Genomic DNA, 12,189 nt, shown 5'->3' on the forward strand with positions numbered 1-12,189 from the left:
GAGTTTTGCGTAATATATGCAGTTGTTGTTGAAAAGTCCAGAAAAGTGTTAGATAAACAGAGAAATTTTCTGATCAATGTGGTTGTCACGTGACAAGCAGGCCAAATGGCTAGCAGATTATTTCTTGAGTTCAAATCGACTGAAAAATAAAAACGGACAACACGTCATTTGAGATAGTAAGTGCCGATGGAGTGGTGGGGAATTCAGCGGCGGAAGCGACAAGAATCGCGGTGCGGTTTCTAAGGGTGATTTTGTTGTCGACCTGAAAATGCGGGACAGGTTTTCCAACTACTTGAGAACTTGAACAGCGTCGGGATCTGCAGTTGTCACGTGACAAGTCGATGCGGATGACTAAGATCGCAAATGCCCGCCGACGGGGAGTATGCAGATTCGACGCGCGGTGGACTCGTGGGGATTCTTTCTTCCTCTTTCGTCATTGCCGCTGTTGCACTCAGATATGCTGGTGCTGGTGCTGGTGCTGGTGCTGGTGCTGGTGCTGGTGCTGGTGCTGGTGCTGGTGCTGCGACTGCGACTGCGACTGCGACTGCGACTGCGACTGCGACTGCGACTGCGACTGCGACTGCGACTGCGACTGCGACTGCGACGGACGTGGTTGTTACGTGACAACCCGCCTCAGTTGTGATTCCGGGTGGGTTCGCTTGCCTCAATGCACTTACTAGAGAACTTGCTAGCGTGAAGAAATCCGTGCGATATGTGAAGTGACGTGGTCGATCGGACTAGGTCATGGATGGGGGAGCCGTTCGAGTCGCATGGTTGTCACGTGACAACCGCTGAGGTCTCGTGTCGGAATGACCTGCTTCATATCGATGCGGCGTCTTCATTGGGGAGCCAAATTAGCGAGTTGGAACGTGCGAGTGATATGTGCGAGCGAGCGGTACTGGCCGGGCGGCTCGGCCATCCTCTAGCATTCTTGTACTGTGCGGGCTCTCGATCTCCCCACGGCATGTCAGATGGGAACTTTGGCGGCCATGATATGGCCCCAATAAATTGACCCCTGTCTGCGCTCCCCTTGCCACGACGACGTGGCAAGGGGAGGGTTGATATTCGGAGCTTTGTTGCGTTGACGAGTGCTTCAATGGTGGCGGGTATCGACGTCGTTTCACGTATCCTGATCGCGCGACGGCTTTTGGGGCGAATTCATGCATGTCGACGAGGCGAGATGACGCGAATCGACAGGGTCGTGAAACATTTCTCTAAAACGGTTCGTCTCCGTAAACCCTTGTCTAGCAATCAGTTGCGCCACTTTCTTCATGTTGTTTCACGCGAACTGAACGTGATTGATGGGTAAAATGGGGGCGCATGGATCTCGAGCGTCCTATTGGGTTCAAGCGATGAAGAGCGAGGTCAAACCGTATCAATGAAAACGTGTTTTGTAGTTTTCAATACGTTTCGCTCTGCGAAGACAATCGACACGCCGTCGAGCTGCGACGTCGCGCCGAACAGACCCGGGATTCAAGAAATGCGACGCTCCTCTTCATCGCCAGTTGTCACGTGACAACGCGCTGTCCCGGCGGTGCCGGATTGCGAATCCACGGGGGTTGGGAGAAATCGAAGCGGGCGCCGGGCCGATGTTGAATTTACCGGGCGTCCAAAGACTGCGTCGAACTAATGCTGATTCTGTAGACAGCCTCGGATGAACGTCTCCGAGGGGCTTGGCCAATGTCTATCGCAGCGCATACGAAACGGGGATCTGCAGAAACTGCATCAAGATAAGGTGCATTGCCATCGTCGGGCCGGCCGTGTCTATCTGGATAGCGTGGAAGGTCAGATTTCCGGCCTCACCGACCATCAATCCCGTATCGCGACGAAAATTCATCGCCGCGACGTTTCCGCCCAGAAACCGTCGCGGCCATCGAACCTACTTCGTCGCTTGCGACGCGCAGGGTTGCCACCGGCGTGTCTTCGTTTCGGAAGTCTTTGCCGGCTCATCGACCGATCGCCACCACCGCTCGCCGCGATGCGGCTTATTCAGATCGAGTCGCTCGCCCATCCTGGGCGTTGACAGCTCGACGCCATGCACCATTGCCAGCGCGGTGACGCGTTCGAACGGCTCCTGCCAACGGTGCATCGCGAGATCGAACGTGCCATTGTGAATCGGCATCAGCGTGCGACCGCGCAGGTCGATATGCGCCTGCACGGTTTCTTCCGGCTGCATGTGCACGTAAGGCCATTGCGGGTCGTATGCGCCGGTCTCGATCAGCGTCACGTCGAAGGGCCCAAGACGCTCGCCGATTGTCCGGAAACCGTCGAAATAGCCGGTGTCGCCGCTGAAGAACACGCGCAGATCGTCGTCGACGACGACCCACGACGCCCACAGCGTGCTGTTGCCGTCAAACAGGCTGCGCCCGGAGAAGTGCTGCGCCGGTGTCGCGATCAGCGTCAGGCCGTCGACGTCGATGCTCTGCCACCAGTCGAGCTGCCGTACCTTCTGCGAGTCGATACCCCATTCGATCAGGCGGTCGCCGACGCCCAACGTCGTGACGAACACGCCGGTGGTGGCCGCAAGCGCGAGCACCGTGTCGCGGTCGAGGTGATCGTAGTGATCGTGAGACAGGATCACGCCGCGCAACGGCGGGAGGTCCTCGAGCGCAATCGGCGGCGCATGGAAGCGCTTGGGGCCGACGCGCCGGAACGGCGATGCACGCTCGGCAAACACGGGATCGGTCAGCCAGAACTCACCGCGCAGTTTCAACAATAACGTTGAATGCCCCAGCCGATACAGGCTGCGGTCGGGGGCCGCGTCGAGTTGCTCGCGGGTCAGTGAATCGATGGGCAATGCGCCTGTCGGAACCGTGTTGCGCGGCTTGTTGACCAGCATGTTCCATGCGATACCCAGCGTCTTGCCGAAGCCTTCGACCGGTCGCGGTGCGACGTTGCTGAAGCGTTCGCCGTTGTGCTGCGGCGACTCGCCGGACAGCGTGCGGCCACGCCTGGCGGCGGCGAAACCCAGTACGCGATGAAGAAAAACGAGAGGCGAAGCCATGTCGATTCGTCCGGAAATAAAAGTACACCGAGCAGTGTAGTTTATCCCTGGGAAAAGTAAACTCGGCGGTGTAAAATTTTTTGTATGGATACGAGCACTTCTCCTCAGCGCCTGACCGACCGAAAGCGTGCGGCAATACTCGCCGCGGCGATCGAGGAATTTCTCGCGGCCGGCTATGACGCAACCAGCATGGATCGCATTGCCGCGCGCGCCGACGTGTCGAAGCGCACCGTCTACAACCACTTCCCGGGCAAGGAAGCATTGTTCGCGGCGATCCTGCATCAGCTGTGGGACGCGACACTTACCGCCGGCGCGCCGGCTTACTGCGCCGACGTGCCGTTGCGCGATCAACTGCTCGCGCTGCTGGGCCGCAAATTGCGGTTGCTGAACGACGAAGCGTTTCTCGCACTCGCACGCGTCGCGATCGGTGCGGCCATCCACTCGCCGGAACGCGCGCGCGACATGGTCGAGCGCATGGGCGAGCGCGAAGAAGACGTGACGGTCTGGATTCGCGCGGCCGCGGCGGCCGGCCGGCTCACGGTGACCGATCCGGTATTCGCCGCGCATCAGCTGCACGGAATCGTAAAAGCGTTCGCGTTCTGGCCGCAGGTGACGATGGGCCAGCCGCCGCTCGGTGTGCGGGAGCAGAAGAAGGTCGCGGAAACGGCCGCCGACATGTTTCTTGCGTACTACGCGCATGCGGACCGCGCCGATGCGAGTGCCGGGCAGGACTGACCGCACATCGTGCGAAGCGCGGAGTGGAACAGGCGCGTCGATATACTCGATGTGCGCTGCGTCTGCCGCCTCGAAGAATCTGCCATTCGACAGCGGAAGAACGCAGGCCCGGGCACACACGTCGACGTAGTCCGTTTGAGCCGTACCGACGTGTGCGGCGGACGCATTTGAAACCGAACGCGAGCGAACCCCGATGAAGACGCTGTTGATCGTCTATCACACGATGACCGGAGGCACGCAGCAGATGGCCGAGGCGGCCGCGGATGCCGCGCGTCAGCAACCCGGCGTCGACGTCAGGTTGCAGCGTGCGGATGCGACGAGCGCGGATGACGTGCTCGCCGCCGACGCCTACCTCTTCGCGACGCCGGAAAATCTCGCCGCGATGTCCGGGCTGATGAAGGATTTCTTCGATCGCTGCTATTACGCGGCACTCGATCGGGTGAACGGCCGTCCGTATGCGGCGATGATCTGCGCAGGCAGCGACGGACAGAACGCGCTGCGCCAGATCGACCGGATCGCGACCGGATGGCGGCTCAGGAATGTGGCGCCGGGCCTGATCGTCTGCACCCATGCGCAGACACCGGAGCGCATCCTCGCGCCGAAGACGATCGGCAGCGAGGATCTCGCGCGCTGCGCGGAGATCGGCGCGGGTCTTGCCGCAGGGCTTGCTCTCGGCGTGTTCTGATTGGCGACGATCGAGCCGGCCGCCGCGAAGCCGCAACTGCGCGCAACGACCGGAGCGCGACGCCTCGTGTGCCGCATTCGATGACCGCGAGTGCTAGCGATGCGCACGATTCGCGGGACACCACTCCAGCGAACCGCATTGCCGTTCGCGGCAGCGACACCCAGCGACACCAGCGACACCCAGCGATACCAAGCGACACCAAGCGACACCAAGCGACACCAAGCGACACCAAGCGACACCAACAGCTTGTCGATGCCCCGGTCAACCTTTGCCGACACTGGCAGCCGATGATGTTCGGGCCACATGCTTTTCACGTGAAGCGCACTGAAGCGAGAAAGTGCGGAAAGCGACACTACGTAACGCGTGTGTCGATACCTGTCGAAAACACCGCCATAATGCGCGTCACGACTGCGCGGACGCCTTGCCTGCCACCCGGATCCGTCAAATCCGAACCGGTGAGTCAACCGACTGCCGCGCGTACCGGTATACTTCCACTCCTGCCTTTGTCCGGCATCGTGGCCGGGTGCCTGAAACAGTGGTGGTGGCGATGCGGCCCCGCAATGATCCGCATCGGTGGCAGTCGAGCCGCAGGCGATGCGGCGAACGCCGATGTGCGGAATGGCCGCACGAACCACACCTTATATTCCTGGTGGATTGAATTTATGGGTTTTGAACAACTTGCCGAATTGCGGGCGCAGCTCGCAGCCAAGGCCAAGCAGGAGCGCAACGCGAAGCGACCGGCTACGCAACCGGACGCAGGCGCGAAGCCGAAGTCCGGCGATCGGCCCGCTCGTGGGGCCAAATCGGGTGCCGGGGCCAAAGCGCCGTCCGGCGCGAAGCCCGCTTCGGCGAAGCCGTCGACGCCGGTCGATCCGGTCATCGTCGCAATCGGCAAACTGCAGCGCCGGTTCCCGCGCGCGTTCCCGAAGAATCCGGCTCCCAAGGTGCCGCTGAAGGTCGGTATCTGGGACGATCTCGCCCGCGAGGCGCAAGCCGTCGGCCTGAGCGAAGCCGAGCTGCGCGAGGCAATGTCCACGTGGTGCCGCGGCAATCGTTACTGGTCGTGTCTCGTCGAAGACGCGGTGCGGGTCGATCTGCAAGGTAACGAAGCCGGACGTGTGACGCATGACGACGCCGCGCGTGCGCGCCGGCTGAAGTCGCGTCGTCCGGGCAACAAGGGCGGCGCACAAGCAGCGAAGGGCGCACCGCAGCAGCCGAAGGCCGATGCACAGGCCGACGCCGCCGCGCCGCAGCCGGCAGCCGTGGAAGCACCGGCCGACGCAGCACCGCAGGCCGAGCAGCAAACGGCCGCGAGCGAGTAACACGCGATGCGTCGCCGCGCGATATGCGCGGTGACGCGCCGGCCTTCACCGCGCATATCGCGCATCACAGACGGACCGACCTGTCCTTGTCCGGGCGGGTCGGGACTGCCACCGCTGGCCGTACAGCCAGTCAGCCTTGCCCGATCAGCATCGAACTGCCAATCGAACCGACGACGAAAGCACGTCGGCGGACGCGGCTTGCGAAACGTGTCGCTTACGTCGGGCGCGCGGCGATCAGGCATCGGGGAGTGTCAGCGCGCATCATGAATGCACGGTGCCGTCCCATCCGGAGAACGATGCACAGGCGGGCGTCCCGCACGACTGCGTATCCGCGCTTGCGCGCAGACGATCGACGCATGCGCCATCGAGTGAGTGACCAACGCACATCCGCTTGCGTTCAATCATGATAATTCGTGTTCCTAATGTAATCGGATCGGCGATGAAATCCGGATTCGCACCCACGCGAATATGTCTCACGGGAACTGTTGTCAGGCGTGAAGTGCGGCCGTATTCGAGAGACGGACGTTGAGATGTCCGGATGCGCCGCCGCGGCCGGCCGCTCGTCAGTTGGCGACCCGCAACACAAACGCGATAATCTCCCCGGCACGAATCGTCGGGCCGGCCTGCGTTGCCGCCCGCGCATGACGCGACAGGTACCTGAAAGCCTGCGCAATTCGTCCGACATTCCCCGACATTGAAAGGCACCGGCAAACCGCAAGCGCCACCGCATCGCACGCAACCTGCCGATTCCATACGCCCAACGCCAACGCCAAGACCGCATCATGAACCCGAGACATTCCGCGATTCTCGTCGCGCTCACCGCCGCCGCGCTGTTCGGCGCCGCGACGCCGCTCGCCAAGGCACTGATCGGCGCGATGTCGCCGTTCATGGTCGCGGGCCTGTTCTATCTCGGCAGCGGCATCGGCCTGGGCGTCGGGATCCTGCTGCGCGGGTTGCGCCGCCGCCGCGCGCCGGCCGAGGACGCAGCGCCGCTGCAGCGCGCGGACCTGCCGTGGCTCGCCGGCGCGATCGCGGCCGGCGGCGTCGCGGGTCCGGCGCTGCTGATGCTCGGGCTGTCGAGCACGCCGGCCGCCACGAGTGCGCTGCTGCTCAATCTCGAAGGCGTGCTGACGGCGGTCATCGCGTGGGTCGTGTTTCGCGAGAACGTGGATCTCCAGGTGTTTCTCGGCATGGTTGCGATCGTCGCGGGCGGCACGCTGCTGTCGTGGGTGCCGGGGCGCGCCGGCGTGCCGGTCGGCGCGTTGCTGATTGCCGGCGCATGCCTGTGCTGGGCGATCGACAACAACCTGACCCGCAAGGTCGCCGCGAACGATGCGATGGTCATCGCGTGCGTGAAAGGCCTGGTCGCCGGGCCCGTGAACATCGGCATCGCGCTCGCGACGGGTGCGTCGCTGCCCGCCGTTCCGGCCACGGCCGCCGCGATGCTGGCCGGCCTCGGCGGCTACGGGATCAGTCTCGTGTTGTTCGTCGTCGCGCTGCGCCATCTCGGCAGTGCACGCACGGGCGCGTATTTTTCGGTGGCGCCGCTGTTCGGCGTCGTGCTGTCGTTGCTGATCTGGCCGGCGCTGCCGTCGGTCACGTTCTGGATCGCGGCCGCGCTGATGGCGCTCGGCATCTGGCTGCATGTGCGCGAACGGCACGAACACGAGCATGCGCATGAGCGGCTCGAGCATACGCACCGGCATCGGCACGACGAACATCATCAGCACGCGCACGACTTTCCGTACGACGGCGATGAGCCGCACACGCATCCGCACGTGCATCTGCCGATCACGCACAGTCACGCGCATTTCCCGGACATTCACCACCGCCATCGACACTGATCGCGCGGCACGGGCGCACGACCCGCGCTGTGTGCCACGCGCATCGCAAGGTAACCGTTTATGGGGCCGTCGTTCGTGTCCGCTGCACGGCTTCGGCGTCGATCGACGGGGCGAACCGTAGCGAGTCAGTCGTCCGTCTGAATCAACCGGATCAACGACCCGTCCGGGTCGATCAGCGCGCCGACGGTGCCGCCCCATGCCTCGCGTTTCGGCCGATGCACGCGCGGCCAGCCGGTCGTTTGCTCGGGAATACCGGCGGCGAGCACTTCGTCGAAAAACGCACCGACGTTCCCGAGCCGGAAGCAGCAGCTGAACCAGCTCGTGGCCGGATCGAGACCGGGATGCAAAAAGAATTCCAGCAGCAGGTCGCCGCGCCGCAGGATCATCCAGCCGTCGTCGCGCCAGGTTTCGACGAAGCCGAGCTTCGCGTAGAAAAGCGACGTAACTTCGAAATCGCGCGACGGCAGATTGGGACTCGCAAAGTCGGTCAAGGCGGTTCCTCCAGTGGGCGCAGCGATCGAACGAAGCGCGGGAAAAACGTGCGGACGGATGTCGCGCATGGTCGGTCAACGATGCGCACCGGCAAGCCGCGCAAGCCGCCGCCGCGACTATCGTCCGGCGGGAAAGCAGAATCCGAAATCCTCGCAGCCCGGGCATCCGGGGGCGGGCCCGGGCGGCAGGCCGAGCGATGCGGCCGCTTCCTCCGCGAGGAATTTCTTCCAGCGCAGGTTCGCGACATTGCGTGCGGCGAGCGCGGGAAAATAGCGGTCGAGCAGCGCGGACACCGCGGCGCGTCCGTCGAGGCCGAGATCGCGCCACAGGTGATCGGGGCGCAGGCACGCATGCGCGATGATGGTAGCGACGCAGTCGGCATCGTCGCGTGCGACGGCGCAATGCGCATCCTGCATCAATCGCGCGTGCAGTGTCGCGACGAACTGCGCGTGCGCGGTCGGCAGCGGCGCGATGGCGGCCGCCGACACGAGCGCGGCGGCATCGTCCGAACCCAGGTGCGGGAACTGGCGAGCAAGCAGGCCGCTCAACCGCGCGGGAGACAGACCGAGCAGCGCGAGCTCGTTGCGGCATGCGCGTGCCGCGACGAGCGTGCCGAACAGACGTGCATCCGGAGAATCGGCGTCGGTCGCCCCGGCCAGCAGCGATTGCAATATGCGCTCATGCGCGTGCTCGAGCATGGACGTCATCGTGTGCGCCCGCGCGCCGGTCGAGCGTCGCACGCCGCGTGCGGGCGCGGCGCACGATGGATCGTCGGTGCGGTCGACAGGGCGCTCACTCGACTCCGACGATCACGCTCGACGCCTTGAAGATGGCGGACGCGGCCTTGCCGCTCGCGAGGCCGAGACGATCGACGCTGTCGTTGGTGACGATCGCGACGATCTCGGCGCCGCCCGCCGCCTTGATCACGACTTCAGAATTGACCGCGCCTTTCGCGATCGACGACACGGTGCCCGAGACGCAGTTGCGGGCCGACACCTTGCTGCTGTCGACGTCGACCATCACGATCACCGACGATGCCTTGACGAGCGCAAACGCCTTCGTGCCGGCCGCGAGGCCCAGCGATGCGACGCTGCCATGCGTGATCACCGCGACGATGTCGAGGCCGTCCTGGGTACGCAGCGTGATTTCGTCGTTGACCGCACCGGGCTTGACGGCGCCGATCTGGCCGGCGAATTGATTACGGGCGCTGGTTCGCATGATGACTCTCCGGGAAATGGGCGGCCCGACGGGCGGCCGGCGAATGACGGAAACTGCGGACGAGTTTACCGGCAATGCAGGCGACGCGCGACGTCGGCATCGACATACCGGACATGCGAAATCGCGCACGATGGCGCGGGACGGCAGACGTGTCGTGCACGCCGGCTGCCGCCCCGCGCGCGCTTACTTTGCGGCGGCCGGCGCAGCAGCCGGCGTACCCGCTGCCGAAGTCCGCTGCGCCGCAGCGGGCGCAGCATCGCCTTCCCATCCGCCGCCGAGGGCGAGGAACAGCTTGACCTGATCGGCGGCGACCTGGCCCTCGGCCGCGGCGACCTGTGCGCGCACGCTCGTCAGCGTGCGCGTCGCATCGAGATCGGAGATGAACGACTCGCGGCCGGCCGTATAAAGCCGGTGCGTTTCGTCAGCGGAACTGCGCGCCGATTCGTAGGCCGTGCGCAGCGCATCGGTGCGCTGCACGTCGGCAGCATAGGTCGCGAGGCTCGACTGCGTTTCGCGCAGCGCGTTCAGCACGACGCCGTCGAAATGCGCGAGCGCGCCACCGGTCGCGGCTTCGGCCTCGCGCACGCGCGCGCGCTGGCCGTTGACCGGGAACGACCAGCTGATCAGTGGTCCGAACGACCAGCGATTGGTGGTGGACGAGAACAGGTCGGCGGCGACGCCGACCGAGCCGGCCGACGCGCCGATGCTGACCGACGGATACAGCGCGGCCGTAGCGACGCCGATCCGCGCGGTCGCGGCGGCGAGCTGGCGCTCGGCCTCGCGCACGTCGGGGCGGCGGCGCAGCAGCGCGGCGCCGTCGCCGATCGGAATCGGCTGGCGCAGCTTCGGCAGCCGCTCGCATTCGGCGACAGCCTTCGGCAGGTCGGCGGGTGAGCGCGCGAGCAGCGCGGCGAGCTGGTACTGCGCGATCTTGCGGCGGCCTTCGAAACGCGGGATGTCGGCCGCGAGCGTGCGCACCTGCGTGACGCCGCGCGTGACGTCGGTCTGGTTGCCGCGCCCCGCGTCGCGCAGCCGCTGCGACAGCTTCACGCGCTGCTGCTGCAGCGCGAGCGACTGCTTCGCGATCGCGAGCTCGTCGCCGGCGGAGCACGATTCGACGTAGGCGCGCACGACGTCCGCGACTACCGTGATGCGCGCGAGGTCGGCGGCCGCCTGCACGGCTTCGCTGTCCGCGCGTGCGGCCTCGACGCCGCGCCGCAGCTTGCCGAACAGGTCGAGCTCGTACGACACGCTGATGCCGACCGCGCCCTCGTTCACGACCGGCAGCTTGTTTTCGAGCAGATACTGTTCGGCCGATTCCTGCGCGCGCTGCACGGCGGCTTCCGCGCGGCCGGAAAAGCCGCCCTGTTCGTTCGCGACTTCCAGCGCCGCGCGCGAACGCGCAAGGTTGGCCGCGGCGACGCGCAGGTCGGTGTTCGATTTCAGCGCGCTGCGCACGAGTTCGTCGAGCACGCGGTCGTCGTACAGCTGCCACCAGTTGCCGGGCACCGCGTCGCGCGACACGAGCGTGCCGTTCGCATCGTCGAGCGCATGGTTCGCGAGCGGCGCATTCACGTACGCCTGCTGCGGCAGCCTGTAGTCGGGGCCGACGGATTTGCACGCGCCGAGTGCGAGCGCGAGCGGCGCGAGTGCCGCCGCGAGGCGCAGGCCGTGCCGCTTCATTGCGAGGCTCCCGTCGCGCTTGCGCCCGCGGGTGCCGAAGCCGTCGCCGGCGCGGCAGCGCCGGCAGCCGGCTTCGCCTTGTCGTCACGACGCGCATCGGGCGAGCGCATCGCGACGGTCGCGGTGCGCCCTGCGATCATCCGGAAGTCGTCGGGCACCTCGTCGAGCACGACGCGCACCGGCACGCGCTGTGCGAGCCGCACCCAGCTGAATGCCGGGTTCACGTTCGGCAGCAGGTTCGCGCCCTGCGTGCGGTCGCGATCCTCGATCGCGGCGACGATGCTCTGCACGTGGCCGCGCAGCGGCCGCGGCTCGCCCATCACGACGATGTCGACCGGCTGGCCGATGTGGATGCCGCGCAGCTTGGTTTCCTCGAAGTAGCCGTCGACGCGGAACGAATTGCGGTCGACGACCGACAGCACCGCGCGGCCGGCCGGCACGTATTCGCCGACGCGCGGCGCGCGATCGTTCAGGTAGCCGTCGACGGGACTCACGATCGTCGTGCGCTGCAGGTTCAGCTTCGCTGTGTCGAGCGACACCTGCGCGTCGGCGACGGCGGCTTCGCCCTGCTCGACGCGTGTGCGGCTTTCCTCGACCTGTTCGCTGGCGACCAGGTTGCCGAGCTGCTGGTTGCGCGCATATTCGCGCTTCGCCTGGGCGAGAGTCGCGCGGCGCTGCGCGAGCGTCGCTTCGGCCAGCCGTTGCGCGAGCGCGTAGCGGGCCTGGTCGATCACGAACAGCACCTGGCCGCGCTTCACCTCCTGGTTGTCGGCGACCTGCACCGCGGTGATGAGCCCCGCCACGTCGGGTGCGACCTGGATCACGTCGGCGCGCACGTGGCCGTCGCGTGTCCACGGCGAGAACATGTAGTAGTTGATGATCCGCCACAGCACGAGGGCGGCCACGACGACGACGATCAGGGTGAGCAGGATCTGCCCTGCCGAGAGCCAGGTTTTTTTCACGGTTAGCTAGCCACGAGATGGTGAGACACGATGACGACCGCGGCAAGCACGAACACGTAGATGCCGAGGTCGAAGATCGAACGGTGCCAGACGAGGCGGTAAAAGCCGACGCGTTCGAGCAGCGCGCGCACGACGATGTTGATCAGGTAGGCGATCAGCATCAGCACGAGCGGAGCCGGCACGAATACGCCGAAGATGTCGATTTCGCCGATCATGGTCGCGGTCGGAAAGACGGGTTGGAAAG

At 65.2% G+C, this 12,189-nt stretch carries 12 protein-coding genes; 5 read left to right on the plus strand and 7 right to left on the minus strand.

The features are described 5' to 3' along the window. Positions 1 to 382: 382 nt before the first annotated feature. Positions 383 to 643 (plus strand): hypothetical protein, encoded by a 261-nt coding sequence (locus DIE12_RS38255; protein ID WP_185641249.1) that lies wholly within the window; start codon positions 383 to 385, stop codon positions 641 to 643. 1,236 nt (positions 644 to 1,879) lie between these two features. Here the strand turns inward: DIE12_RS38255 and DIE12_RS30615 are convergent. Beyond that, complete coding sequence (locus tag DIE12_RS30615) at positions 1,880 to 3,004, minus strand: MBL fold metallo-hydrolase (protein ID WP_124523084.1); 1,125 nt, start codon at positions 3,002 to 3,004, stop codon at positions 1,880 to 1,882. Between the two features lie 84 nt (positions 3,005 to 3,088). Here DIE12_RS30615 and DIE12_RS30620 point away from each other — a divergent pair, with 84 nt between their 5' ends. The 4 genes from DIE12_RS30620 (at position 3,089) to DIE12_RS30635 (ending at position 7,590) form a co-directional block, all read left to right on the plus strand. After that, positions 3,089 to 3,739 (plus strand): TetR/AcrR family transcriptional regulator, encoded by a 651-nt coding sequence (locus DIE12_RS30620; RefSeq protein WP_124523086.1) that lies wholly within the window; start codon positions 3,089 to 3,091, stop codon positions 3,737 to 3,739. Between the two features lie 193 nt (positions 3,740 to 3,932). Then, positions 3,933 to 4,424 (plus strand): flavodoxin family protein, encoded by a 492-nt coding sequence (locus DIE12_RS30625; RefSeq protein WP_044849164.1) that lies wholly within the window; start codon positions 3,933 to 3,935, stop codon positions 4,422 to 4,424. Positions 4,425 to 5,086: 662 nt separating this feature from the next. After that, positions 5,087 to 5,746: a ProQ/FinO family protein gene (locus DIE12_RS30630; RefSeq protein ID WP_044849165.1), complete on the plus strand. Its 660-nt coding sequence runs from the start codon at positions 5,087 to 5,089 to the stop codon at positions 5,744 to 5,746. 782 nt (positions 5,747 to 6,528) lie between these two features. Continuing rightward, complete coding sequence (locus DIE12_RS30635; protein WP_124523088.1) at positions 6,529 to 7,590, plus strand: DMT family transporter; 1,062 nt, start codon at positions 6,529 to 6,531, stop codon at positions 7,588 to 7,590. Between the two features lie 125 nt (positions 7,591 to 7,715). Here DIE12_RS30635 and DIE12_RS30640 read toward each other — a convergent pair whose 3' ends face one another. The 6 genes from DIE12_RS30640 to DIE12_RS30665 form a co-directional block, all read right to left on the minus strand. Next, positions 7,716 to 8,081, minus strand: coding sequence for a bleomycin resistance protein (locus DIE12_RS30640; protein WP_124523090.1), 366 nt, complete (start codon positions 8,079 to 8,081; stop codon positions 7,716 to 7,718). A gap of 117 nt (positions 8,082 to 8,198) precedes the next feature. Then, positions 8,199 to 8,789 (minus strand): nitrogen fixation protein NifQ, encoded by a 591-nt coding sequence (locus DIE12_RS30645; protein ID WP_124523092.1) that lies wholly within the window; start codon positions 8,787 to 8,789, stop codon positions 8,199 to 8,201. Between the two features lie 85 nt (positions 8,790 to 8,874). Further along, entirely contained in the window at positions 8,875 to 9,300 is a 426-nt protein-coding gene (locus tag DIE12_RS30650; protein ID WP_124489331.1) for a molybdopterin-binding protein, read from the minus strand. A gap of 183 nt (positions 9,301 to 9,483) precedes the next feature. Next, positions 9,484 to 10,983, minus strand: a complete 1,500-nt coding sequence (locus DIE12_RS30655; RefSeq protein WP_124523094.1) for an efflux transporter outer membrane subunit — start codon at positions 10,981 to 10,983, stop codon at positions 9,484 to 9,486. Continuing rightward, complete coding sequence (locus DIE12_RS30660) at positions 10,980 to 11,945, minus strand: HlyD family secretion protein (RefSeq protein WP_124489329.1); 966 nt, start codon at positions 11,943 to 11,945, stop codon at positions 10,980 to 10,982. Before DIE12_RS30660 ends, DIE12_RS30655 begins: the two co-directional genes overlap by 4 nt. Positions 11,946 to 11,947: 2 nt before the next feature. Beyond that, positions 11,948 to 12,160, minus strand: coding sequence for a DUF1656 domain-containing protein (locus DIE12_RS30665; protein ID WP_044849171.1), 213 nt, complete (start codon positions 12,158 to 12,160; stop codon positions 11,948 to 11,950). Positions 12,161 to 12,189: the final 29 nt, after the last annotated feature.

This window comes from Burkholderia sp. Bp9015 (assembly GCF_003853505.1).
GTDB lineage: Bacteria > Pseudomonadota > Gammaproteobacteria > Burkholderiales > Burkholderiaceae > Burkholderia.

Bases quoted from the DNA above. Each gene is read 5' to 3' on its own strand.
- DIE12_RS38255 (WP_185641249.1), top strand. From the start codon at position 383: ATGCAGATTCGACGCGCGGTGGACTCGTGGGGATTCTTTCTTCCTCTT.
- DIE12_RS30615 (WP_124523084.1), bottom strand. From the start codon at position 3,004: ATGGCTTCGCCTCTCGTTTTTCTTCATCGCGTACTGGGTTTCGCCGCC.
- DIE12_RS30620 (WP_124523086.1), top strand. From the start codon at position 3,089: ATGGATACGAGCACTTCTCCTCAGCGCCTGACCGACCGAAAGCGTGCG.
- DIE12_RS30625 (WP_044849164.1), top strand. From the start codon at position 3,933: ATGAAGACGCTGTTGATCGTCTATCACACGATGACCGGAGGCACGCAG.
- DIE12_RS30630 (WP_044849165.1), top strand. From the start codon at position 5,087: ATGGGTTTTGAACAACTTGCCGAATTGCGGGCGCAGCTCGCAGCCAAG.
- DIE12_RS30635 (WP_124523088.1), top strand. From the start codon at position 6,529: ATGAACCCGAGACATTCCGCGATTCTCGTCGCGCTCACCGCCGCCGCG.
- DIE12_RS30645 (WP_124523092.1), bottom strand. From the start codon at position 8,789: ATGACGTCCATGCTCGAGCACGCGCATGAGCGCATATTGCAATCGCTG.
- DIE12_RS30650 (WP_124489331.1), bottom strand. From the start codon at position 9,300: ATGCGAACCAGCGCCCGTAATCAATTCGCCGGCCAGATCGGCGCCGTC.
- DIE12_RS30655 (WP_124523094.1), bottom strand. From the start codon at position 10,983: ATGAAGCGGCACGGCCTGCGCCTCGCGGCGGCACTCGCGCCGCTCGCG.
- DIE12_RS30665 (WP_044849171.1), bottom strand. From the start codon at position 12,160: ATGATCGGCGAAATCGACATCTTCGGCGTATTCGTGCCGGCTCCGCTC.